Source organism: Streptomyces sp. NPDC018019 (assembly GCF_044327805.1).
Taxonomy (GTDB): domain Bacteria; phylum Actinomycetota; class Actinomycetes; order Streptomycetales; family Streptomycetaceae; genus Streptomyces.
On sequence record NZ_JBIRGD010000032.1, the window covers coordinates 1 to 22,625 of the forward strand.

26 protein-coding genes and 2 pseudogenes are annotated in these 22,625 nt (G+C 69.8%); 13 read left to right on the forward strand and 15 right to left on the reverse strand.

Translation table 11 applies throughout. The features are described from left to right. Positions 1-178: 178 nt before the first annotated feature. Together ACH4FX_RS35985 and ACH4FX_RS35990 are read left to right on the forward strand one after the other, a co-directional pair. Positions 179-766, forward strand: a complete 588-nt coding sequence (locus ACH4FX_RS35985) for a hypothetical protein (RefSeq protein WP_398485677.1) — start codon at positions 179-181, stop codon at positions 764-766. A gap of 242 nt (positions 767-1,008) precedes the next feature. Further along, a protein-coding gene (locus tag ACH4FX_RS35990; protein ID WP_398485769.1) for an IS5 family transposase occupies positions 1,009-1,817 on the forward strand; the annotation gives its coding sequence in 2 pieces (ribosomal slippage) (positions 1,009-1,348 and positions 1,348-1,817; 810 coding nt in all). Between the two features lie 5 nt (positions 1,818-1,822). Here ACH4FX_RS35990 and ACH4FX_RS35995 read toward each other — a convergent pair. The 3 genes from ACH4FX_RS35995 to cynR form a co-directional block, all read right to left on the reverse strand. After that, positions 1,823-2,227 (reverse strand): DUF6896 domain-containing protein, encoded by a 405-nt coding sequence (locus ACH4FX_RS35995; protein ID WP_398485678.1) that lies wholly within the window; start codon positions 2,225-2,227, stop codon positions 1,823-1,825. A gap of 101 nt (positions 2,228-2,328) precedes the next feature. After that, positions 2,329-3,324, reverse strand: coding sequence for an IS5 family transposase (locus tag ACH4FX_RS36000; RefSeq protein ID WP_398485679.1), 996 nt, complete (start codon positions 3,322-3,324; stop codon positions 2,329-2,331). Between the two features lie 274 nt (positions 3,325-3,598). Continuing rightward, positions 3,599-4,504, reverse strand: coding sequence for a transcriptional regulator CynR (gene cynR / locus ACH4FX_RS36005; protein WP_398485680.1), 906 nt, complete (start codon positions 4,502-4,504; stop codon positions 3,599-3,601). A 125-nt stretch (positions 4,505-4,629) separates the two neighbouring features. On the opposite strand from cynR, the gene ACH4FX_RS36010 reads away from it, so the two are divergent. The 4 genes and pseudogenes from ACH4FX_RS36010 to ACH4FX_RS36025 all read left to right on the forward strand — a co-directional run. Next, on the forward strand, positions 4,630-5,226 hold the full coding sequence (locus ACH4FX_RS36010) for a carbonic anhydrase (RefSeq protein ID WP_398485681.1): 597 nt from the start codon (positions 4,630-4,632) through the stop codon (positions 5,224-5,226). A gap of 138 nt (positions 5,227-5,364) precedes the next feature. Beyond that, a complete protein-coding gene (gene cynS, locus ACH4FX_RS36015; protein WP_398485682.1) occupies positions 5,365-5,835 on the forward strand; it encodes a cyanase in 471 nt (156 codons plus the stop codon). A 116-nt stretch (positions 5,836-5,951) separates the two neighbouring features. Further along, entirely contained in the window at positions 5,952-6,449 is a 498-nt protein-coding gene (locus ACH4FX_RS36020; protein WP_398485683.1) for a nucleoside deaminase, read from the forward strand. Positions 6,450-6,461: 12 nt separating this feature from the next. Then, positions 6,462-6,713: pseudogene (locus ACH4FX_RS36025) on the forward strand (NUDIX domain-containing protein); the annotation flags it as partial. Positions 6,714-6,762: 49 nt separating this feature from the next. On the opposite strand, the gene ACH4FX_RS36030 reads toward ACH4FX_RS36025, so the two are convergent. Together ACH4FX_RS36030 and ACH4FX_RS36035 are read right to left on the reverse strand one after the other, a co-directional pair. Next, positions 6,763-7,035: a hypothetical protein gene (locus tag ACH4FX_RS36030; protein WP_398485775.1), complete on the reverse strand. Its 273-nt coding sequence runs from the start codon at positions 7,033-7,035 to the stop codon at positions 6,763-6,765. 186 nt (positions 7,036-7,221) lie between these two features. Continuing rightward, positions 7,222-7,371 (reverse strand): hypothetical protein, encoded by a 150-nt coding sequence (locus ACH4FX_RS36035; RefSeq protein ID WP_398485684.1) that lies wholly within the window; start codon positions 7,369-7,371, stop codon positions 7,222-7,224. A 388-nt stretch (positions 7,372-7,759) separates the two neighbouring features. On the opposite strand from ACH4FX_RS36035, the gene ACH4FX_RS36040 reads away from it, so the two are divergent. Then, a complete protein-coding gene (locus tag ACH4FX_RS36040; RefSeq protein WP_398485770.1) occupies positions 7,760-7,948 on the forward strand; it encodes a DUF6355 family natural product biosynthesis protein in 189 nt (62 codons plus the stop codon). Positions 7,949-8,059: 111 nt separating this feature from the next. Here the strand turns inward: ACH4FX_RS36040 and ACH4FX_RS36045 are convergent, their stop codons facing one another. Both ACH4FX_RS36045 and ACH4FX_RS36050 read right to left on the reverse strand, forming a co-directional pair. Next, the gene (locus ACH4FX_RS36045; RefSeq protein ID WP_398485685.1) at positions 8,060-8,761 is read right to left on the reverse strand and encodes a DUF3159 domain-containing protein; all 702 of its coding nucleotides are present in this window, start codon (positions 8,759-8,761) and stop codon (positions 8,060-8,062) included. Positions 8,762-8,921: 160 nt separating this feature from the next. After that, a complete protein-coding gene (locus ACH4FX_RS36050; RefSeq protein WP_398485686.1) occupies positions 8,922-9,647 on the reverse strand; it encodes a DJ-1/PfpI family protein in 726 nt (241 codons plus the stop codon). A 415-nt stretch (positions 9,648-10,062) separates the two neighbouring features. Here ACH4FX_RS36050 and ACH4FX_RS36055 point away from each other — a divergent pair, with 415 nt between their 5' ends. Then, positions 10,063-10,584: a hypothetical protein gene (locus ACH4FX_RS36055; protein WP_398485687.1), complete on the forward strand. Its 522-nt coding sequence runs from the start codon at positions 10,063-10,065 to the stop codon at positions 10,582-10,584. An 843-nt stretch (positions 10,585-11,427) separates the two neighbouring features. After that, positions 11,428-12,669, forward strand: coding sequence for a hypothetical protein (locus tag ACH4FX_RS36060; RefSeq protein WP_398485688.1), 1,242 nt, complete (start codon positions 11,428-11,430; stop codon positions 12,667-12,669). A gap of 700 nt (positions 12,670-13,369) precedes the next feature. Here ACH4FX_RS36060 and ACH4FX_RS36065 read toward each other — a convergent pair. Then, positions 13,370-13,828 carry a DUF2867 domain-containing protein gene (locus tag ACH4FX_RS36065; RefSeq protein ID WP_398485689.1) on the reverse strand — a complete coding sequence of 153 codons (459 nt, stop codon included), beginning with the start codon at positions 13,826-13,828 and terminating at the stop codon, positions 13,370-13,372. A gap of 515 nt (positions 13,829-14,343) precedes the next feature. Here ACH4FX_RS36065 and ACH4FX_RS36070 point away from each other — a divergent pair. Beyond that, positions 14,344-15,030: a DUF4328 domain-containing protein gene (locus tag ACH4FX_RS36070; protein ID WP_398485771.1), complete on the forward strand. Its 687-nt coding sequence runs from the start codon at positions 14,344-14,346 to the stop codon at positions 15,028-15,030. A 133-nt stretch (positions 15,031-15,163) separates the two neighbouring features. Here the strand turns inward: ACH4FX_RS36070 and ACH4FX_RS36075 are convergent, their stop codons facing one another. Further along, positions 15,164-15,373 carry a hypothetical protein gene (locus ACH4FX_RS36075; protein ID WP_398485690.1) on the reverse strand — a complete coding sequence of 70 codons (210 nt, stop codon included), beginning with the start codon at positions 15,371-15,373 and terminating at the stop codon, positions 15,164-15,166. A gap of 89 nt (positions 15,374-15,462) precedes the next feature. Here ACH4FX_RS36075 and ACH4FX_RS36080 point away from each other — a divergent pair. Further along, positions 15,463-16,460, forward strand: a pseudogene (locus ACH4FX_RS36080) (SulP family inorganic anion transporter); the annotation flags it as partial. A gap of 534 nt (positions 16,461-16,994) precedes the next feature. On the opposite strand, the gene crcB (ACH4FX_RS36085) reads toward ACH4FX_RS36080, so the two are convergent. The 3 genes from crcB (ACH4FX_RS36085) to crcB (ACH4FX_RS36095) are packed head-to-tail and all read right to left on the reverse strand — an operon-like array spanning position 16,995 to position 18,147. Further along, the gene (crcB, locus tag ACH4FX_RS36085) at positions 16,995-17,369 is read right to left on the reverse strand and encodes a fluoride efflux transporter CrcB (protein ID WP_398485691.1); all 375 of its coding nucleotides are present in this window, start codon (positions 17,367-17,369) and stop codon (positions 16,995-16,997) included. After that, positions 17,366-17,713 (reverse strand): DUF190 domain-containing protein, encoded by a 348-nt coding sequence (locus ACH4FX_RS36090; protein WP_398485692.1) that lies wholly within the window; start codon positions 17,711-17,713, stop codon positions 17,366-17,368. The genes crcB (ACH4FX_RS36085) and ACH4FX_RS36090 overlap by 4 nt, the downstream gene beginning before the upstream one ends. Continuing rightward, entirely contained in the window at positions 17,710-18,147 is a 438-nt protein-coding gene (gene crcB / locus ACH4FX_RS36095; RefSeq protein ID WP_398485772.1) for a fluoride efflux transporter CrcB, read from the reverse strand. The genes ACH4FX_RS36090 and crcB (ACH4FX_RS36095) overlap by 4 nt, the downstream gene beginning before the upstream one ends. A 512-nt stretch (positions 18,148-18,659) precedes the next feature. On the opposite strand from crcB (ACH4FX_RS36095), the gene ACH4FX_RS36100 reads away from it, so the two are divergent. Then, positions 18,660-18,947, forward strand: a complete 288-nt coding sequence (locus ACH4FX_RS36100) for an STAS domain-containing protein (protein ID WP_398485693.1) — start codon at positions 18,660-18,662, stop codon at positions 18,945-18,947. A gap of 368 nt (positions 18,948-19,315) precedes the next feature. On the opposite strand, the gene ACH4FX_RS36105 is transcribed toward ACH4FX_RS36100, so the two are convergent. From ACH4FX_RS36105 to ACH4FX_RS36115, 3 genes are all read right to left on the reverse strand, one after another. Further along, positions 19,316-20,005 (reverse strand): GAF and ANTAR domain-containing protein, encoded by a 690-nt coding sequence (locus ACH4FX_RS36105; RefSeq protein WP_398485694.1) that lies wholly within the window; start codon positions 20,003-20,005, stop codon positions 19,316-19,318. A 75-nt stretch (positions 20,006-20,080) separates the two neighbouring features. Continuing rightward, entirely contained in the window at positions 20,081-20,809 is a 729-nt protein-coding gene (locus ACH4FX_RS36110) for an ANTAR domain-containing protein (protein WP_398485695.1), read from the reverse strand. A 16-nt stretch (positions 20,810-20,825) separates the two neighbouring features. Next, entirely contained in the window at positions 20,826-21,548 is a 723-nt protein-coding gene (locus tag ACH4FX_RS36115; protein ID WP_398485696.1) for a GAF domain-containing protein, read from the reverse strand. A gap of 315 nt (positions 21,549-21,863) precedes the next feature. On the opposite strand from ACH4FX_RS36115, the gene ACH4FX_RS36120 reads away from it, so the two are divergent. Next, complete coding sequence (locus ACH4FX_RS36120; RefSeq protein WP_398485697.1) at positions 21,864-22,604, forward strand: ANTAR domain-containing protein; 741 nt, start codon at positions 21,864-21,866, stop codon at positions 22,602-22,604. Positions 22,605-22,625: the final 21 nt, after the last annotated feature.

The window sequence follows — 22,625 nt, forward strand, 5'->3', positions numbered from 1 at the left end:
TGCAGCGAACCCCGCCGGCCGCACCGCGAGCGGAGACCGATTCAGCCCAGCCCATGCGGACAGACACGACACCACACAAAACAACTCCTTCAGCCCCCCCGAGCAGGCCACACCCCCAGGACCAGTACACTGCCGGGCACTTCGTTTCAGGCTGTGCGGACTGAAGGCGGCGGCAGGTATGGCAGAGGGAACGCCGGATATCTCCAACGACGCCTCGGGCATAACCGCTGGCTCCGTCGTCCAGGTTGGGGTCCTGCACGGGGGCTTGACAATCCACTCAGGCCCTCGCCGGTCCGATGAAGCACTGCTGGTCTCAGTCACCACGTCGCGCATCGACAGCACGACGTATCACTACGAAGGCCGGAGAGAACACCCGGTTCGTAAGGTGCACCTGTTCGTGGAGGCGTTCACTCCCCAAGCCGTGATCCTGCACCGGCTTCGCCCCATCGTTGTGCGACAGATCCCCGAATACACCGTGAGCCGCGCCGCGTTGGCATACCGGCGCAAGTTCGCCGTGGACCTCGACCTACCGGCCACGAATTACACCGCTGATCTTGCGCGGCAGGACCTCCACCCGAACCAGGCGCGCCCCATCGGCGAGGCCGACTTCCCGTTCTACGTCACTGCGAGCGATCCGGAGTACTTCGTAATCAAACCCACAGCCTTTGCCGTAACAGAGTGGCGGCTGGAACTGGATTGGTCGTGCCTGGGGCAGCACGGCACAGTCACCATCGACCGCGGCAGCAACAGGCCCTTTGTGCGGTAACTCTGCGTGGCGCGCCGTTGAGCACGCAGCGCAACGACCGGACCGACGACGCGCACGGGCCCGGAGTGCCAGTGGCGTCCTACGCTTACTTGGGACAGAACGCGAGGTAGGCACTCCGGCGTGTGGCGGCAACGAGGAGCCCAGGGTCAGCGCATCGGTTCCATCCGTACTTACTGATCGTTTCAGAATGAGTTGAGCCGTGGGTCTTGCGCTCGACGATCTTGGTCGGCAGGGTGTCCGGCGTGCGTGCTGATCTTGTTCCTGACGAGCTGTGGGAGCGGGTGGCCCCGCTGCTGCCGCCCGCCCCCGAACGGCGCCATCGCCACCCGGGGCGGCTGCGTGTTCCCGATCGAGTGGCGCTCGCCGGCGTCATGTACGTGCTGCGGACCGGTGTCGCGTGGCGTGACGTCCCCGCGGAGGCGGTGGGCTGTTCCGGTGTGACGGCCTGGCGCCGACTGCGGGACTGGACCGAGGCCGGCGTCTGGCCTCGCCTGCACGCCGCCCTGCTGACCGAGCTTCGTCGCGCCAGCCTGCTGGGCCTGGACGACTGCTCCGTGGACGGATCGCATGTCCGGGCGCTCAAAGGGGGGACCACGTCGGACCCTCGCCCGTCGATCGGGCCCGCTCTGGCTCGAAGCACCACCTGATCGTCGACCGGCACGGAACCCCGCTCGCCGTCACGCTCACCGGTGGCAACCGGCACGACGTCACCCAGCTCTTGCCCCTGCTCGACGTCGTTCCGTCGATCCGGGGTCTGCGGGGGCGTCCCCGCCGCAAGCCCCGGCGTCTGTATGCCGATCGGGGCTATGATTTCGACAAGTACCGCCGCCTGCTGTGGAAGCGCGGCATCAAACCCGTGATCGCCCGACGTGGTGTGGCCCACGGCTCCGGACTGGGCAAGGTGCGCTGGGTCGTCGAGCGTGCCTTCGCCTGGCTGCACCAGTTCAAACGGCTCCGCACCCGCTACGAACGACGCGCCGATCTCCACCAGGGCCTGCTCGAACTGGCCTGCAGCCTCATATGTCTGCGCCGCCTGCGAACCTCATCCTGAAGCGATCAGCTGGCGATGCTGAACCACCCCGGACGCACCTCGGTCAGTAGCGGTTGCAGGGACCGCACGGCGGTCCGCAGCTCTTGATCCGTGACGTCAAGAGGCTCGGGCAGGCTCAGCCCGTACCGGCGCAGCCGCCAGAGGTCGAAGATTTCGCTCCCGTCGGGCGCGAAGTCGACATCGACCTCGGTGCCGTTGTCGCTGACGAAGCAGCACCCGGCCCCATGAATGGTGTAGGAGTAGGTGCCGACCTGCCCACTCCGATTGATGAGCCGGTGCGAACGGGCCAAGCCGAGGACATCTGCGAGTCGCTCAAGCGGGGGGATCGCCGCCCTCATGGCCTCGTCAACCGCGTTCAGAGCGTCGACGTAACCAAGCACGAGCCCCCGTGCATCCCCAACCCGTTCCATACGGCGTCATCCCCCCTGCGGCTGTGGCTGAAGGGGGTTGTTCCATGGGCCGCAAGCGTCTCCGCAGGGCGGCATTCTGAAACGATCAGTTAGAGGTCGCTTCATCCTGTTGTTTCACCCCTGTCTGCCCGGTTCGCAGTGTTTGGCCGGTTCGCGCCAGGACACGGCGGTCTCGCGGCCAGGCGGCGGGCCAGCAGGTCGGCCATGGCCAGATGGATCACGGCTTCGGAGCGGGCGGGCAGGGTCTCGTAGTCGCGGGCCAGGCGGCGATGGAACATGAGCCGGCCGTAGGTCCGCTCAACCGTCCATCGTTTGGGTATCGGAGTGAAGCCCCTGATCCCGGGGGTGCGGGCCACGTTTTCCATATCTATGCCGAGGCTGGCGGCGTGCTCGACGAGGTGCCGGCGGCAGCCGCCGTCGACCCAGACCTTGCGCAGGCAGGGGTGGGCCGCGGCCACCTGGTCGAGCAACTGGGTGCCGGCCGCGGGATCCTGGACGTCGGCCGCAGTGGCCAGAACCGCGAGGAGCAGGCCGAGCGTGTCGGTCACGAGGCTCCGCTTGCGGCCCACGATCTTCTTGCCCGCATCCGTGCCTTGCTCGTGACGGGGATGCTGGTGGACGTCTTGACGCTCTGCGCGTCGATCACACAGGCCGACGGCTCCGCCGGCCGGCCCTCCCGCTGCCGCACCAATCCCCGCAGCAACCCCGTGAGCTTGGGCGAGCACCCCGTCCTTCTGCCACTTGGCGAAGTACCCGTAGACCGTCTCCCAGGGCGGGAAGCCGTGGGGCAGGCAGCGCCACTGCACGCCGGTGCGGTCCACGTACAAGATCGCATTCACGATCTCCCGCAGGTCATATTCGGGTGGGCGGGCGAACGCCGGGGCCCTGCTGCGGCGCTCGACCCGCCAGGCGGGCAGCGTCGACTCGATCAGCGCCCAGCGGGGGGCGGACAGGTCGCTTGGATACGCGCGGCGTGGCTGCTGCAGGAGCAGAACGTACCGCGCGAAGGCCGGTGCGCCCAGGCGCGCGCCACCGGCCGTGGGAGCACAGCACGGAACGGGGTGTCTTGGAGTGAGACAGGCCTTGGCAGACAACACCGGCAATACAGTCCCCCCGTCCATCCCACCGGTCGCCTTCACGCCTCGACGCCTCAGAAGATAAATCTCCGCATGAGGCCGTTTCCGGGCCAAACGGGCCTTAGCTGAGAAAACGACCTCCAAGCGCCTGTCTGGTCCTCGGGCTCCGGAATGTCGCCCGCTTCCCTCTGCGGTGGGTGAGGCTCCGCGCCGTTCGTCTTGTCCAACATGCCTCCCACATGGGGGGCTCCTTACCGCGGCGGCACCTCCTGGCGCAGCGTCAGAAAGGCACCGGTCAGGCGAGTGTGTAGCCGCAGGTGCTGACGTAGTTCTGGGTGAGGTGGGTGAAGGCGCGGGTCGTGGCGCTTTGGTAGGCGCTGTCGCGTCGGAGGAGGCACACGGTGCGGGCGGGGAGGGCCGGGGCGAGAGGGACGGGGGTCAGACGGGGGTGGTCGTGGGTGAGGGCGTCGGGCAGGACGGTGGCCAGGTGGGTGCGTTGGACGATTTCGGTGAGGGCCTGGATGGAATTGGCTTCCACCACCATGTGCGTCCGGACCTGGTGGGTGGCGAAGTAGGTGTCGATGTGGCCGCGGGTGGCGAAGTCGCCGCTGAGCAGGGCCAGAGGCTGGTCGGCGAGTTCCCGGACGGGCAGTGGCCCGGAGCGGCCGGTGTCGTACACGTGTGGGGCGGTGACAAGGCTGAGGGTTTCGGTGAACAGGGCGGTCGCGGCGATGCCGTGCAGGTGGGGGCCGTGGAAGGCGATGCCGAGGTCGAGGTCGTCGGCCAGCAGACCGGCTTCGATGCGGTCCTGCGTCATCTCCTTGACGTCCACGGTGATGCCCGGATGACGGGTGTGGAGCTCGGCGACGAGCGGGCCGACGAGATAGGCGGTGAAGGTGGGGGTGACGGCCAGGCGCAGGTGGCCGCGGGAGAGGTCCCGGACGTCGTGCAGGGCGCGCTCGGCGGCGGCCAGGTCGCGCAGGGCCCGGCCGGCGTAGTGGACGTAGGTTGCGCCGGCGTCGGTGAGTCGTACGGCGCGGCCGCTGCGGTCCAGCAGCTGGGCGCCGACCGTGCGCTCCAGCTGCCTGATCTGCTGGGACAAGGTGGGCTGGGAGATGTGCAGCTCTTCGGCGGCGCGGGTGAAGTTGGCATGCTCGGCCACGGCGAGCAGGTAGCGGAGGTGACGGAGTTCCAGGGCCATACCGCAAACTATAGATGGCATCGATAGAAGGCATTGCTATTCGCTCTTGGACTCTATAGTTGCAGGTCGTGCATGGTTGATTCCACCAGCCCCACGGGGCCGGCAGCCACCGAAAGGGAGTGACCATGCACGACCTCACTGAGGGCGTCGCGCGATTCCAGCGGGACGTCTATCCGGCCAAGGCGGCGCTCTTCGCCCACCTGGCCGGCACCCACCGGCCGTCGACGCTGTTCATCAGCTGCTCGGACGCCCGGGTGGTGCCCGAGCTGATCACCAGCAGCGAGCCGGGCGAGCTGTTCGTCATTCGCACCGCCGGAAACCTCGTACCCGCCCACACCCCCGGGCCGGACGGCGTGGCGGCCGGCATTGAGTACGCCGTCGCTGTCCTCGGCGTGAAGGAGATCGTGGTATGCGGGCACTCCGCCTGCGGCGCGATGACCGCCCTCGCCGAACGCCACGACCTCAGCACCGCCCCGGCGATCGCTGACTGGCTGCGCCACGCGGACGCCTCCGTCGCCCGCACCGCCGCCGAGGCCGAGAACGTGGATGTCCTGGTACGCGAGAACGTACGCGCTCAGCTGGCGAACCTGGCCACCCACCCCTCGGTGGCCCGCGCCCTCGCCGCCAAGACGATCACCCTGCGCGGCTGGGTCTACGACATCCCCACCGGCACCGTCGAGGACCTCGACACCACCGGCCGGCCGGCCGCCCTCGCGGCCTGACACCGGCCCACAAGCCTGATCCCTACCGCTCCGTGGCCGTCCGGGATCACTCCCCGAACCCGCACTCGTCGCTCCCGCCTTTCTTCCCTGGTGAGCGTCTTCCCTGGTGAGCGGCACGCACGAAAGGAAGCCCATCTCATGATGCACGCCCAGTTCGACAACGCGGCCCGTCAGGCGCTGGCCGCCAAGGCCGTCGAGGCCAAGGTCCGCAAGGACCTGTCCTGGCAGCAGATCGCCGACGCCGCCGGCCTGTCGGTCGCGTTCGTCACCGCCGCCGTCCTCGGCCAGCACGCCCTGCCGGAGGCATCTGCCATGGCCGTCGCCGAGCTCTTGGACCTCGACAGCGACGACAGGATGTTCCTGCAGACCATCCCCACCCGCGGCTCCATCCCCGGCGGTATCCCCACCGACCCGACCATCTACCGCTTCTACGAGATGCTCCAGGTCTACGGCACCACGCTGAAGGCCCTGGTCCACGAGCAGTTCGGCGACGGCATCATCAGCGCGATCAACTTCAAGCTGGACGTGAAGAAGGTCGCCGACCCCGAGGGCGGCGAGCGCGCCGTCATCACCCTGGACGGCAAGTACCTGCCGACCAAGCCCTTCTGATCCCGGCTGAACCGTAGAGCCCAGGGCGGGCCCGCATCGGTGCGTCGGCCCGCCCCATCCCCCTTCTTCACCCCGCCGGACGGCCTGCCTGTCCGCTCCCTTTGGAAGGACTTCTCATGGACTTCGTGCAACGCACGCTCAACCTCGCCCGCCGCAACGTCGAGGAGGGCGGCCGCCCGTTCGCGACCGTCATCGTGAAGCACGGCGAGATCATCGCCGAGTCCCCGAACAAGGTCGCCCAGACCAACGACCCGACCGCGCACGCGGAGATCCTCGCCATCCGCGACGCGTGCACCAAGCTGGGCACCGAGCACCTGACCGGCACCACCATCTACGTCCTGGCCCACCCCTGCCCCATGTGCCTCGGGGCGCTGTATTACTGCTCCCCGGACGAGGTCGTCTTCCTCACCACCCGCGACGCCTACGAACCGCACTACGTGGACGACCGCAAGTACTTCGAACTCGCCACTTTCTACGACGAGTTCGCCAAGGACTTCACCGAGCGCCGCCTGCCCATGCGCTACGACGAGCGCGACGCCGCGGTCGACGTCTACAGACTCTGGCAGGAGCGCAACGGCGGCGAGCGCCGCGTGGCCGACACTCCCACCGCCTGACGGCCCGCGCCCATGCCCCATGTGATCGAGAAGGTGGCGTGGATCCGGTTGGACGAGGGCCGACTCCTCGCCACCCGCACCCACGGCCGTGACCTGCTCTACCTGCCCAGCGGCAAACCCGAACCCGGCGAAACCCACGAACAAGCACTCATCCGCGAGGTCGCCGAGGAACTGGCCGTCAGTCTCGACGCGACCACTCTCACACCGGTGCTGATCGTGGAAGCCCTCGCCGACAGCCAACCCGCCGGCACGCTGGTGCGCACCGTCTGCTTCACCGCCGACGGCGCGGGCGAGCCGGCACCCTGCGGGGATGTCAGCGAGATCGCGCGGCGGGCCGCCTTGGCACCTCCGGCACCACCCGCCTGTACGACGTGGTCAGGCGCCGCACGGGATCGCCCTCGTGCTCCGCGAACTCCTCCCCCAGGTACTTCATCGTCACGTGCGGCTTCGCCCGGCGGAGGGTGGCGCTGTTGCGCTGCACCAGGTGCTGTCCACCGGTCTCGGTCAAATGCCGGGCCCACGAGTAGGTGAACGGCACGTTCATGCAGTGCTCGTTGTCAACGCACCAGCCGTAGAAGCGGGACATCGCATTCACGCACTGGTTCCAGTTCTCGACACCCCACCGCTCCTTGAGCGGCCCGGCCAGCCGGAACTTGACCAGGCCGCCGAGTGCAGCACGGAGTTCGTCACGGTCGCCGTACGGATCCGCGCCGTGCCGCTGGAGGAGCTCCAGCCAGGCCGGCAGTGCATGCGCGTACGGCCACCAAGGCCGCTATGTGGGCACTTTGTTGACCGGCAACTCGCGCAGCCATGCACTGGCGACCACGGTTGCCCGCAGCCCGGCCTCGTCCTCGAAGCGAAGGTCATTGTCGATCAGAACCGGCACGCGCTCGGGGATCAGCGGCTCGTAGTCCAGCCCCACTGCTCCTACCCCTTGCGGGAAAAGGAGATCAGCACCATGGATCGGACGGTACATGCCAACTTGCTTGCGTGCAGGAGGTACAGAGAGGTTCTCCTGCGACGCCAACGACCGCGAGTCGAACGCATGAGACGCAGCAGGTGTTCCGGGGTAGGGGGTGGGGGCGGTCTGCTGCTGGGGCTCGCCGTGCCGACGGAAGGCGGCCCTTTGTTCGGCCCACGCTCCGAACGGGCGGCGCTGCGGCTCCTCGGCAGCGTGCTGCGCGAGCAGCACCTCGCGGTCGGTGTAAGGCTCGACGGCCTCCAGGTGTCCTCGATCCGGTTCCCGCAGAGGTCGGCTCGGCCACCAGGCGTGGTCGCGCGGAGAGGAAGGTACGTTCCACGAGGGCCAAATCTCTCGGCGGTCCTCGGCGCCGCGGCCCTCACCCTCGGCATGTCCATCGCGGCCGCCCCCAGCGCCGCCGCCCCCAGCGCGACCGCCATCCCATGCGGACTACGAGCGCTGTGTGGGCCCTGGAGTGACGTGGCTGGGGTCCGCCGGGAAGATCGACGGTGCGCGTTACGTCGGACGTACCTGCTGACGCCCCGAGACCGCGGCCCCGGGTGGCTGCGCCCGAGACCGCGGCGGGGCGCGGCTCAGCGGCCGACGGGCGGCACCGTGGATCTCGCTCCGTAACGCCTCTTCCGCGTCGTCACGCCTCGGCCCCCGCGTACTCCGACTCCTGTGTGGTCGCCTTGCGGTAGCGGGTCACGGCCATGCGGGACAGGAGGATGGAGGCGGCCGTGACGGCGAGCCACAGCGGCCCCATGAGGATGTGCAGGACTCCGAGCCAGGCGATCTCGGCCTGGCGGTAGAGAATCACCTGCGCCACCAGGCTCGCGAGGCTCACCACCGAGATGAGCAGTGTCGTCACACCGTAGAAGCGCCGGAGGGGCCGGTACGAGCGCCACCGCGGCGGGCCGCCGACCAGCCGGTTCGCGACCAGACCGGCCAGCGGGCGGCCGGCGGCCACCGACGCGACACAGACCACCGTCGCCACGGCCGGTATCAGGATCGGCAGCAGGAAGAATCCTTTGGCCTCCCCGGTGCCGGCCGCCACGGCCGCACAGGCCACCGCCACCAGCGCGCCGATGACGGCGTGCCGTACCTGCTCCTTGGCGCGCAGACGCCAGGCGAGGACGACGATCACCGTCACCGTGGTGGACAGCAGGGCGAGCCGCAGGCCGCCGAGGCGGTCGGCGACGACGAACACGAGGGTGGGAGCCGCGGTGGCCACCAGTCCCGAGGCGCCGCCGAACCGTTTGATCACCGCCTTCCCAGGGCTGAGGCCGGAGCCCGGGAGGGGGCTGTGGAGGGCGCCACCCGTCGAGACCTCGCTGTGTGGTGTGTCCATGGCTTCCTTCCGTTCGCCACAGTTGCGGCGGGCAGCCCGGGCCGCCGGGGACGGCACGCGCTCGGTTCCCGGTCCGCGCCGGAGGATGGCGCGCCCCGCCGTACCAGCCGTTCCCGCCGTGGCAGGCAACGTACGGCGGGACGCGTATGCGTGCGAGATGTCAGGCCGAAGCGGACGCGGACGACGGCATGCCGGCGGCGCCCTGCGCCGTGTCGAAGGGGCTGGGCTGCGGGACCGCCCCCTGGTCACGCCACACCACGCCCCGGCGTTCGTGCGCGAAGAGGTACTCGACGGCCAAGGCGATCTTCGGGCCGATCTCCCGGTCCAGCAGGTGCAGGGCCAGGTCGAGACCGGAAGTGACGCCTCCGGCGGTCACCAGGTCACCGTCGTCCACGACGCGGGCGCGGACGACGGTGACGCCGCTCCGGGCGAGCACGTCCACGCCCTGATGGTGGGTCATCGCGTTACGGCCTTTGATGAGCCCGGCCATCGCCAGAACCAGCGAACCCCCGCAGACCGTGGCCACCGCGGTGCCGGGCGTGGCGAGGGCCTTGGCCAGCAGCCCCGGGAGCTCGGTGGTGAGGGAGTTGCCGATGAGAACGGGGATGGTCGCGCCGGACGGTTCCCCGGTGGGGTCGTCCGTCCCCGCGGGCAGCGTGCCCGCCGCGCCGGGTACGACGATCAGGTCCGCGCGGCCCGGGTCCAGCGCGGCAGCGGCCGTCAGGGAAATGCCGGGAATCCCACTGGGAACCTTCCTCGCCCCCTCGGCGCTGACCAGTTCGACCCGCACCTGATCGGTGAAGTTCCCGGCGGCGCTGAAAACCTCGTACGGGGCGATGACATCCAGCGGGTCGAAGCCGTCGAAGAGGACGAACTGGGCGAGCATGGCGCTTCTCATTTCTTCCGGGACCGCCGGTCTCTTGACCGTGCCCCTCACGCTAAGCAGCCCGGCAGGGGCGGGCCATGGGCTGGATCGACAGTCTCCAACGGGATCTCGCCAACGCTGTGAGCTGCGGGTTCTTCCTGCTGACCGACGTTGCCACGTCGGGAGGCCGTGGAGGGTGGCGCCGAGCGCAGCGGCGGCCTTGTCGTGGGCTTCGGCTAGGCCGTTTCTGATGGCTCTTGGTCGGGCGTTGGGCTGATCGTCGGCGCAACGCGAGCCACCTCGTGATGTGCCGACTGCCCTTCCGGGCACACGAGTGACAGCGTCGGATGGTTCCAATGGCCGTCAGAAGCGCCCTGGACCTGGACCAGTTGAGGCACTGTCGGACAGGATCAGTAGGGGAGCATAAGGGGGGCGCGTGAATCTCATCGGTCAGTTACTCCCGCTGGTGGGCGTCGTTCTGGGTGCCGGCACCTCATTCCTGGTGGGCGCGATGAATGAGCGCCGACGATGGAAACGTGAGCAGGCCGTGCGGTGGGACGAAGCCCGCCTGAACGCTTATGTGGAGTTTGCGCACATCGTCAAAAAGCTCTCCCGTGCCTACCACCGGATCGCCGCCACACGCGGGCTTGTCACGGGCATTCCGCCACTGGAGCTGACCGCGGAGGTATCGGCCGAGCTCTCGAACGACGATGACCGACGCTCGGTGCTGGTGGAAAATCTGTGGCTGCTCGGAGATCCACGCACCAATGCCGCCGCGCGGTCCATGACCGAAGCTGTCTGGCGCCTGGAGGCGATGGCCCGCGGCAGGCAGGAGGCCGACGCCGGCACCTGGGCCGTGGCCCAGCAGGACCTGTGGAGCGCTCGTGACGAGTTCCGCCAGGCCGCACGAGCCACGCTGAGTATCGAATCCGTCACCACGCTCACGTCGGCTGGCTGAGGATGTGTGGGAACGCGTCGCCCCGCTGTTCCCTCCCCGTCCGCCGCGACACTGCCGTATGCAGGCCAGCTGCCAGCGGATGACCGTGCGGCTCTGTCCGGAATCGTCTACGTCTTGCGCACAGCTTGACCGGGCGAACGTGCCGACCGAGACGGTCGGCTGCTGCGGGTGGCATGCCGGCGGCGCCTGAGGGGCTGGACCAGGTCCGCTGCCTGGTCCCACTTGCCCCCCCATGCGCCTCGCCGAACTCCGCAAGAAGATCTGCGTCCGCTGCGATCTACTGAAGAGTGTCGGTGACGTCGAGCTCGCGCTGTGACTGACCGGTTTGTTGAGGTCGAACTCGGGGGCAGCGGTGAGGCGGGGGCGGATGCGGGCCGGCCCCGGGCGGAGACGGGCCCTGTTTGGTACAGGTCCACGCTGCGCCCTGGCGCGCGGGCCCGGATCCGGGGCGGTGGCCATGCACGTGCCGTGGCCCTTGGGAACCGCCCGACTGGCCCGCCGACGGGGCGGCGGGGCGGCGGGCCGACGGGGCGCCCAGGGCGAGGAGGGCTGCGGTCGGGGCGAGTGCGGCTACTGCCGCGAGCAGGTGTCTGGCACGTTTCGAAGGGTGCCATGTTCATTGGCGTACGGGTGCACCGGGGGACGAACCGGCCCGGCAACGGTCTATGCCAGGGCGGAATAAGCCCCTCCGTGATCATTTGTGTCCAGTTCCGGCCTCACGCCCACCCCCTGTGGCCGCTACATTCACCCCGACCGGACACACAGCCAGCCGGACACATAACCAGGGGGAATCAGGCAATGATGCGCTCCATAGGACCCGTCAGCCGCACCGGCAGATCACTTATGGCGGTGACTGCTACGGCGGCCGCCTGGGCGGTCACCGCCGTGGGCCTTGCCGCCGCACCGGCTGCCGCAGCACCTACCACCACGACGGCGCAGACGCCCGCGCCCGGCGACTCCTGTACGGCGGCCGACCTCGGCACACGCCACCCGTACATCAAGACCACCGAAGTGTCCCCGACGATCACCCACTTCAAGGGCTGGTACGTCACCGAGGGCACAACCGGCACCCAGACCGTCACCACCACCACCCAGACGACCATCACGGTCTCCGTCGGCCTCAACGGCAACGTCGAGGGCGGTTTCGGCACCGAGGCCCTCGGCAAGGTCGGCGCGAGCCTGGGCCTGAACGTAAAGGTCGACTACACCTCCACCAGCACCGAGTCGAACGCGGTCACGTGGAACTTCAACCAGCCCGGCTACTACGGCGCCTACAAGGGCACCAAGAAGGTCACCGGTACGTACGCAAGCCTCAACTGCAACCGCGTCCAACAAAGCGGCAGCAGTTGGGCGTTGAAGTGGATCGAGGGGCCCGACGGCGGCAACTTCACCACCTACACCACCCTTGAGGAAGGCGCGGTGCGCTGCCAGGACAAGGTGCCCGCAGGCAGCATCATGGCCAAGGCGCAGGCCCTCCTCGACTGCGGCTCGGCCGCCGCGAAGGCCGAGCACCCGGCGGGTGCGGTGGCGCCGACGGCGAAGCAGAAGCAGGACCGCCTCGCGCAGCGACCGGCTCTCGCCAGCGGCACGTCCGCCGAACAGCCCAAGGCGACCGGGCGCAGCGCGCGGACCGCTCTCGACTGCCAGGCCAGCGTCTACAAGATCGCCGTACCCGGCAAGCCCCTGTCCTGGGGCGCGCCGCTCCTGGCGGCCGACGGTGTCCGCCTGCGGCCCTCGACGATCTTCAGCGCCCACCTGGACAACTGGCGCCTGTGCAACGTGACGGAGCGCAACGGGGTCCTTGAGGCGTCCCTGTGGAACTGGGGCAACGGCGGGTGCGCAACCATCGCCTCGGAGAACGCGGCCACCGATCGGGCGGTCCTGCAGACGGCCACCTGTGCGGAGGACGACCTCCAGCGGTTCTACATCTACCGCGACGTACCGGGCAGCTCGAAGATCGGTGTGCAGAACAAGTACACCGGTTCCATGATGGGCCACGACCGGTACGCGGACGGGGAGTTCATACGCCAGTACTCCAGCGGCAGGCAGGACGGTACGGGTACGTACACCCTGATCGGAGTCTGACAGCCCACACCCCGTGAGCGGCCCCGCACGCGAACCCCCGACCTCCCGGGTGCGTGCGGGGCCCTTCACGTCTCTACTCCGGGGCCCGGCCCTGGGGACCAGTGGAACAGCCGATAACTCGTTGCCCGACCACGCACTTGCCTGATGAACACCGGGCAGCAACCACAGCCCATCGGCGAATCCGGTGTTCGTACCCCGCATGTACAGCACGCGGCCTTCCCCGTCGTCGATTACCAGCCCGGTGCACACGACGGAGGAGCGTGGGAGCTCAGACGTGCGAAGGCACGAACGCCGCGCAAGCCATTATCGCAACCTGGGCTTCCCCCTCGACCGCGTCGTCAGCATGGCTCCCCTGGCTCGCGAGTTCACCGCTTTTGTGCTGCGCGAACCCCATACCGCATTACGGCACTCCGGAGCGCTGCTGCTGGACGTGTATACCCGGCTGCACCCCCCGAAAATCACCGCGAAACTGCGCCAGCCGGTCATAGCCGATCCTCAGTATCTGGAACGGAACGAAGGCGACCCGGGAGTCGGCCCCCAGGGCCGTCTTCGAAGCCTCACTCATCCCCACCGCGCGGGTCGGCCGTGCGTGATCTGCCGCAGTACCGCCGGCGCCGCGATCAGCGCGGCGAGGCTGCCCAGGCTGCGTCCACACGCCCTCGTCGAGGTCCCGAGGCCGCTTCGCGCGGGCAGCAGCGCGCTATGCCGCCTCACGGATCGCTCGTCTGAGCAGGAGGGGGACGACCTGGTGGTGCAAGGGGGCTGCTGAGGCCCATATGGCTCTGCCAGTGCGGTTCTTGAAGTGCACGACGGTGGACCAGGTGAGTGAAGTGCCGTTCAAGGAGACGATGTTGCGTGCGGTGAGGAACGGCGAGTGCGCCTCCAGCGTGACCGTACCCGAGCCGGATTCCGTGATGGGCCAGCCCAGTACGTGCTTCGGTGCAGAGCGCGGGCTCAGCCGCAGGCCGAGTCCGCCGCGCCAGCCGGCGTACAGGCATCGCTGGAGGGCGGCGGGCGCCTCCTCGAAGACGGCCCGGGTCCAGTCCTCGGGCGACAGGGGCGGCAGGCCGGCGACCGGTGCCGTGAAAGCCGACGCGTAGTGGGCGTCAGCGAGAGGGACTGCGATGCGGCGTACGGGCAGTGAACGCGAGATTGGCATGGACTGAGTGTAAGAAGACGAGTTGTTGATCTCTCCGGCATCGCGAAAACGCTGCCAAGGCACGGCGATGCCGAGCAGATCGCGGCGCAGCTTCACCTGGAGCGACGTCCGCGATCTGCTCACCGCGCCGCACCCAGCAGCTGTTGGTCTGGGCCGGGCAGTCCAAGGTCTATCTGCTTCACGCCAACACCTATCTGCGCTTCGACGCCCCCACCGAAAGCTGATCGTCTATGAGACGGGTCGTTACGTAGGCGAGACCGGGCCCAATGTCGTGCTGCCGGACACGGGACGGGTCGAGGACACGCTGAACCATCCGGGGTCCTCTGAGCAACGGCCGTGGATCCGCGGGGAACGGCGTCAGGCGGCGAAGTGCAGTAGCTGGGATGCTCGCCCTGCTCGCGCCTTACTGCCCTGGGGCCTGAGGTTCGTGGCGGGCGATCTGCGTTCGCCCATCACCGTGCGGTATGACGATCATGGTTTGGCATTCGGGGCTTGCCGTGAGCCAGGATGGCCGGGTGAACGATGACATACCACAACCTGCTCTGCGTCCTGTCCGGGGCGCGGCCCGTTACGCCATCGCCGGTCTCGTCCTCGTCGGCGCTGCCTGGGTGGCCCGGGCCGTGTGGCAGGTCCGGCTGGCCACGGCGGGGCAGCCGCCTTCCGGCCCCCCGGACCAAGGCGACGGCCGGCACCGCCCGCTGACCAGGCTGGAGGATGCCTATCACGCCGTCAGCGCCCTGGGGGATGCGGCCACGGTGCTGTGCGCAGCCGCCTTCCTTGTATGGCTGTTGCGCGTGCGGGACAACGCGCGTGTCCTCTCGGGTCAGGCACCGCGCTACGCCTGGCCTTGGGTCTACGCGGGCTGGATCGTGCCGGTCATGAATCTGTGGGTACCCCGCGGAATCATCGCGGACGTCCACCAGAAGAGCGCCCCGGGAGAACGGCTGCCGCGCGCCGTGAACTGGTGGTGGGGTCTGTGGCTGGCTGGGATGCTGAGCGGGGTGGGGCTGATGTACACCGGCTCCACGGACGACACCATCGCGCGCGCCTATACGAACGTGCAGTTCCTGGTGGTGACCGACGCAGCCGTCGTGGGCGCGGCCGTGGCCGGAATCCTCGTCGTCCGCGCGCTGACCGCGGCGCAGCAGCAGCGCGGTCGTACAGCTGGAACGCAAGGGGAAAGCCTCGCGGTACGTCGTTGACCCGGCACCCCGGCCACTCCGGCCGCCCCGACCGCTTCGAGGCATGGCGGCCGATGACGTGAGCCAGTTTGCAGTGGTCCGGGGCGACGCGTATGCCGATCTCCCGGTATGCCGACGGTCGGCGCCGAACGTGTCAGGCGCGGGCCGCCTCGGCCTGCTCCAGGCGGCTTTGCAGCGTGGCGGCGAACTCCTCGGCGCGGGACAGTTGCACCCGCAGGTCCTCGATCTTCTGGGCGGCTGCGGTCTCGTACTCCCGTACCCGCTCCAGCAGGGACTCTCGCTCGCCCTCCTTCAGCCCGCCGGGACCGTCGAGGTGATCGGTGACCTCCAGCAGATCCCGCATCTGCCCCAGAGTTCCGCTGATCATGGGTGTGCCCGAGCACGACAGGTCCCTTCTGGTCTTCTTCTGCCTCCGCCGCGTCCCCCGCCGCCCTGCTGCGCGGTCTGAAGCCCGACTGGCTCCGTGATCCGAAGGTCTGGCGCACCGAGGTGCTGGCCGGCCTGGTGGTCGCGCCGGCCCTGATCCCCGAGGCGATCTCGTTCTCGATCATCGCCGGGGTCGACCCCGCGATCGGCCTGTTCGCGTCCTTCACCATGGCCGTGACCATCTCCCTCGTGGGCGGCCGCCGCGCGATGATCTCCGCCGCGACGGGGGCCGTCGCCCTGGTCATCGGACCGCTGAACCGCGAACACGGGCTGGGCCATCTGGTCGCCACGGTCATCCTCGCCATTCTTCATGGCCCAGGTCCCCGAGATGACCGGCGTGCCCTGGCCGGTCTACCCGCTGATCGTCGCCGGGCTCGCGCTCATGGTGTTCTTCCCGAAGGTCACCAGGGTGATCCCGGCGCCGCTGGTGTCCATCGTCATCCTCACCGTCATCACCGTCGCCGCAGGCATCGCCGTACCCACCGTCGGCGACAAGGGCGAGCTGCCGTCCTCCCTGCCCGTGCCGGGCCTGCCGGACGTGCCGTTCACGATGGACACCCTGACCACCATCGCCCCCTACGCCCTGGCCATGGCGCTGGTCGGGCTGATGGAGTCGCTGATGACCGCCAAGCTCGTCGACGACATCACCGACACCCACTCCTCCAAGACCCGCGAGTCGATCGGCCAGGGCATCGCCAACATCGTCACCGGCTTCCTCGGCGGCATGGGCGGCATGGGCGGCATGGGCGGCATGGGCGGCATGGGCGGCTGCGCCATGATCGGTCAGACGATGATCAACGTGAAGGTGTCGGGCGCCCGCACCCGGCTGTCGACGTTCCTGGCGGGCTCGTTCCTGATGGTGCTGTGCATCGTCTTCGGCCCGGTCGTCTCCGACATCCCGATGGCCGCCCTGGTCGCCGTCATGGTCATGGTCGCCTTCGGCACCTTCGACTGGCACTCCATCGCACCGAAGACCCTCAGGCGGATGCCAGCCGGCGAGATCACCGGCCTGAACGACCCCAGCGCCACCCTCCACGGCAAGCTCACCGGCGGGCTCACCGGCGGGCTCACCGGCGGCCACTGACCCATATCCGGCCCACCGAGCGATCCCCGGCGGGCGGCCGGGGGCCTCGGCCCTCCCCTCACCGCGCTCGCCGGAATGCGCTCTTCGCCGCCCGGCGAGTGATCGACATTTCGGCCCTATGGGCCCTGGCGATCGTGAGGCGGACGGCCATGGTGCTGTGCAGCATCAGTCGCCCCCTGCCCGCCCCGTGGGTGCCACCTGGGCGCCTGACCGGCCGAAGGCGGCCGGCGGAGTGACCCGGATGAGGGGGCTGCGGGCAGCGTACTGCCGCCGTCGGCAGGTGAGGAGGGGCGCCCCCGCCCTGGTCGCCAGGGCCGAGTCCTCCAGCGAGGCAAGGACGGCCCGGTGACCGAACACGCCCCCTCGTGCACGAAAACCGGCACCCGGCTGTCCGTGCCGAACCAGACCACGAACCGCCACGGCCTCACGCCGGCAACCGGCCTCCCCCGGTGCTTCAGGCCCACAGGGCCTCGGCGAGGGCGACGCCCATGAAGGCCGCGCCGAGGCCGGCGATCACGCTGACGACGGCATTGGCCGCCGCGTAGAACTTCGCGCCGTCCTCGGCCAGCCGCAGCGTCTCGTAGCTGAACGTCGAGTAGGTCGTCAGCGCCCCGCACAGCCCGGTCCCGACGAACAGCTGCACCGACGAGGGCGCGGCCCCGGCCGTCGCTGCGCCGGTCACCAGCCCCAGCACCAGGCAGCCCACCACGTTCACGGTGAACGTGCCCCACGGGAAGACGGTGTCGTGCCGCTTCTGGACCGCCAGGTCGGTCAGGAACCGCAGGGGTGCGCCGATCGCCGCCCCCAGGGCAACGAACAGCCAGTTCACCGGGCATCCTCCCGTCCGACGTACCGGATGACCTCGCAGTCGTCCAGGATGACCAAGCCCTCCGTGACCAATTCGTCCAGGTGCGGCAGGAACGCACGAATGCGCTCTTCGCTGTCCACGATCACCACGGCCACCGGCAGGTTCTCGCTGAGCGACAGCAGCCGCTGGGTGTGGATCAGCGACGACGCGCCGAAGCCCTCGATACCGCGGAACACGCTGGCACCGGCGAGCCCCGCCGCGTGGGCACGGCGCACGATCTCCGTGTACACGGGCTTGTGGTGCCACAGGTCGGTCTCACCGATGAAGATCGTCACGCGCAGGGCGGTGCCGGTCAGTCGGGTCATCGTTGCCTCCACGCCAGTACGCGGCGTGCCGTCCACACCGCGGTCCATACCGCCGCCAGTGCCACCAGCAGCGTCAACGCCAGATAGACCAGAGCGGTCCGCGCCTGTCCGGCGGACACGAGCTTCTCGGTGTCGACGGCGTACGTCGAAAACGTGGTGAAGCCGCCGAGCACACCGGTACCGAAGAACGGCCGCACCAGCCGGTGGGCCGCCCACACATCCGTGATCAGCACCATGAACACGCCGATCACCGCACACCCGACGGCATTCACGGCCAGCGTCGTCCACGGGAACCCGTCTGCCCCGACGGGCCACAGGAGCGAGGCACCGTAGCGGGCGGACGCCCCGATCATCCCGCCGAGTGCCACCACCGCCACCACCGGGGCGAGCCCGCGCGCCGGCCTGTGCCGTCGCGCGCGCTCGGACACCTCCACACCGGGATCGGTGGGTTCACCCGCCTCCCGGGACGTCTGGACTTCTCTCACCGCTCGTCTCCTACCTGCAGGCACCCGCACCCGGGCACACGTCATCGCAAGGTAGGGACCGTTGGCGGCAGCCATGCCACGGTTCGGGTACGGCGGGCCCCACCGCCGTGCGGGACCCATGGTCACCGCAGTGCCCAGCCTAACCTCCCCAACGGTGCTACGCCGCGTCCGGCCTCCCGCAGCGCCCACGGGCCGGTCGCCGCTGCGGCTGGGCGCAGGGTATTTCGCACCGGTCGGACGGGATGGTTCAGGTGGGAGGGGGGTATGCCAGCGGCACGGTAAGCGTGTTGCGCCGTCGGGAGTCCGCGCTCCCGTGGCCGGGCGCGTCGACTTGTGTGCCGGAGGCTCCGATCCCCTTGTCCCGACCTGCCCAGTACCACTTGCTGCCCCTGCCGGACGGATCGTGGGAGACGGTGAGTTGCCTGGCTTCCGTCATCCGGTGCCGCGCCACCGTACCGAGCGTGATCCTCGATGTGTCGGCGGTGGACCGGCTGACGATCGACGCCTTGTCGGTACTGGTCCGCAAGGCGATGCGGCTCCACTCCGTCGAGGGCGAGCTGCTGCTCGCCGGGCCCTGCCCCGCCGTACGCAAGGTCATCGAGCGGACGGGAACCGGTCTGCTGCTGCCCGGCTTTCCCGACAGCGCCGCCGCGGTCCGCGCCCTGGCCGAGGACGGCCGCACCTGGCGCCGTGTGGAGCTGGCCACCGATCAGAGCTCGCTCTTCACCGACCCGTCACCGCAGCAGTGACGTCGAGGTGGCGGGGAATCCGGAGGGGGAGAAGGCCCTGGTCACCGGTGGCGACTCGGGTATCGGCCTGGCCGTGGCCCTGCTGTACGCGCGCGAGGGCGTCGGCGTCACCATCGTCTACCTGCCCTGTGAACACCGGATGCCGAAGAGACCCAGCAGCTCATCGAAGCCCACGGCCGCCGGTACGTGGCGGCCCTGCCGCATCCGCGGGCCGGGACGCGCTCAACGCCAGCGCGACGGAGGAAGCGCTCAAGGGCAGCACGACCATGATCGACTACGCGGCACCCAAGGCCGCGGTCATCACGTTCACCAGCGTCCATCGCCCCCACCTCGCCGAACGCGGCGTACGGGCCGACGTGGTGGCGCCTTCAGTCGAGGCTGTGGTTGCTCAGCACGTGGTCGGCGGCCTGTTGGAGCGGCTGGTTGTGGCGGAAGGCGTGCGCCCGCAGGCGGGCCAGGGCGTCGTCGGTGCTGAGGCGGTGCTTCTCGGCGAGGATGCCGGCGGCCACGTGGACGTTGGCCGGGTAGCCCTGCGGGCCGGTCCGGGAGCGGCGGGGTTCGGCGGTGAGCAGGTGGGGGTGTTCGTCGAGGGTGAGCAGGGCCAGGATGCGGGCGTAGGCGCGGGCGCGGGCCTTGTGCCGAGGGCTGAGGAGGCCGGGTGTGGTGCGGTAGAGATCGACGGCACCGCAGCGCAGCGCGCCGATGGTCAGGGGAAGCGCGGTGACGCTGCGCACGTGCTGTTCGGCCGCGGCCTGGGAGAAGGCGGGCCACCGTTCGAAGGCCTGGTGCAGGTCGGCTTCTTCGACGAGGGCGCCGGTGACGTAGGCCTCGGTGCAGGGGCCTTCTCCGGAGACGAGCTGGGCGTCCTCCATGAGTTCGGCGCGCTCGTCGCCGGCATAGCCGAGTAGGCGCAGGTCGTCGGCGGCGACCAGCGTGATCCCCAGGCAGTCGGCGTTCAGGTCCTCGGCACATGCCCGGCAGGCGGTGGCCAGGGTGATGTCACCGCCTGCGGTGGCGGTGATGCGGCGCCAGGCGGCGGCTTGGTCGTCGTCATGCATGGGACATCCCAACGGGTCGGGGATGGCGCGGGACTGCCGCACCGGTGGCCCGGCGCGGCCTGGTGACCGATGCGGTCAGGGCGGCGGGATCTCACCGGTGTCGATGTCTCCGGCGATCACCTGGCGGCACAGCTCGGACAGCCGCAGATGGTTCCTGCGGGCGTGCCGGCGCACCGCGTCGAAGGCGTCGTCGAGGCTGGTGTTCCAGCGTTCGGCGAGGATGCCCTTGGCCTGTTCGATGACGATGCGGCTGGACAGGGCGGCCTGCAACTGGGCACGTTCCTGGTTGCCGTGGGCGATGGTGCGGTGCTGGAGGATGGCGATGGTCGCCACGTCCGCCAGTGCCTGTGCCACGCGCGCGTCGGCACCGGACAGGTCCTGCCTGCGGGTGTGGAAGAGGTTCATCGCTCCGACGGACCGCTCCCGCAGGCGCATCGGCAGCGCGTGGGTGACGGCGAAACCGCTCTGACGGGCCTGCTCGGCGAAGCGCGGGAAGCCGTCGGTCTGCGCGGGCGAGCCGAGGTCGACGTTGAGCCGGGCGGCGCCGTCCCGGTGGCACTCCACACAGGGCCCCTCCTCGTGCTGGAGCGCGAAGAGTTCCAGCAGGCGGGCGTGCTCGTCCGAGGCGGCGATCAGCTGCAGCCGGCCTCCCGGGTCGACGAGCATGACGCCGACCGCCGACACATCGAGCAGCTCGACGCAGCGGCCGCACAGCGTGTGCAGGAAATCGATCAGGTCGAAGTCGTCGACCAGCGTATCGACGGCGTCGAGGACAGCCGCCAGCAGGCGTTCCTCTCGAGTCATGACTCTTTTCATCCCTTCACCGGTCGGACACGCCCGGCCCGTCTTGATCCTTGCGGAAGTGCACCCGCCGGGCCACCACGTCCTCGGCGACGTCCACGACCGGCCGGCCACGGGCGAAGGCGTAGGCCCGCAGCCGCACCAGTGCCTGGGCCAAGGTGGTCTCCGCCTGGACGCTGACCATCCCGGCGGCCTGGTGCACCGCCGCCCGGTACAGCACCGAATCGCCCTTGGCGTCGGAGGCGGCCCACTGCTGCGCGCCGTCCGCCAGTACGGCGGTCAGCGCCCCCGCCACCAGCCACGCATCGGTGTGCTCCGCCTCCTTCAGCGGGCCGGGTGCCGCACGCTGCAGGGTCAAGGTGCCCAGGCAGGCACCGCCGAGCAGCAACGGGAAACAGAACACCGCCCCCACGCCCAGTCCGATGGCCTCGGGCAGCAGCGCCGGCCACCGGCCTGCCGCGACGTGCACCAGATCGGGCTCGATCACCGGCGCACACATGGCGGCCGTCTCCAGGGCGGGGCCCTGGCCGAGGGTGTACTGCAGGTCCTCCAGCCGGGCACTCGTCCCGGGGGTCGACCACACCAGCTCCCCCGGTTCGCCGGTGACCGGCAGCGAGACGGCGACCCCGTCGACACCGAGCGCCTGGGCGCACCGTGCCGCGTCGACGCCGATCAGCTCCTTGCCGCCGGACGAAGCGCGGAGATCCCCCAGCACAGCAGCCAAGTCGCCCTTGGATGCCATGCCCGTCACCTCCCGTACCGTTCCGGCCCACGGCCCGTCCAGCTTAGTGCTCCCACCGTCTGCACACACCATCCACCCGGTGACCTGCACGGCGGCGTCCGGGGGCGGCGGGGGAATTCAGCGGGTCCTGCACTTCCAGGGCACACGAGGAGGCGTACGCTGGTAGAGCCAGGCCGCCCGAACACAGTCTTCGGGTCGTCCTGCACGACACCTGGCCCAGACCCGCCCGGGCGGCACCGGTGCACGCCCACAGAATCGGGTCTCCCTCATGTGCGCACACAGGGCATGGAGCCCTTCATCCGTAGTGAGTCTGCCGTGACAGTTCTCCGGGCCGAAGCCGTCGTCCTCGCCGCCCGCCATCTGCACGACCCGGCCCCGGCCCGCAGCCTCATCGCGGCGTGCCGCACCGCACTCAGCCGGCCGTACTCGGTGGGGCTGACCCTGGCCGTGGACGTCGCCCGGGCCCAGCAGGTCTCCCTGGCCGCCGCCGGACCGCTGGCCGCACCGGGCGAGACCCTCCAGATCGACCTCGGGGAAGGGCCGTGCATCCAGGCCCTGGAGCAGCACACGCCCGTCCTCGCCGCCGACCTGCACGACACCGAAACCACCCGCCGGTGGCCCGTCTACGCCGAACATGCCCTCGCCTGCGGCATCTGTGCCGTCTTCTCCCTCCCGGTCGTGCACGGGCTCCCCGGCACCAGCCGGGCCGGCCTCGTCCTTACCCTCTACCACGACCACCCCGGCCCGCTGTCCGGTGCCGAGTTGGGCACCGCCCGCACCCACGCCCACGCCGCCGACCTTCTCCTGCTGACCGCCCTCGCCTCGGCGGAGGGCGAGACCACCGACGCCTGGTTCCTGCCGTCCGACGCGGTGATCCACCAGGCCGTCGGCAAGATCAGCTACCGCCACGCCCTCACCGTCGACCAGGCCCTGGCCCTGCTGCGCGCCCACGCCCACACCCACGGCATCAGCCTGGCCGACTTGGCCCAGGCCGTCGTGCACGACGGCCTGGGCCTGCCCGACCCGCCCCAGCCGCCCGCTCCCGACCAGCGCTGACCCGGCCGACGCGGGTCCCCC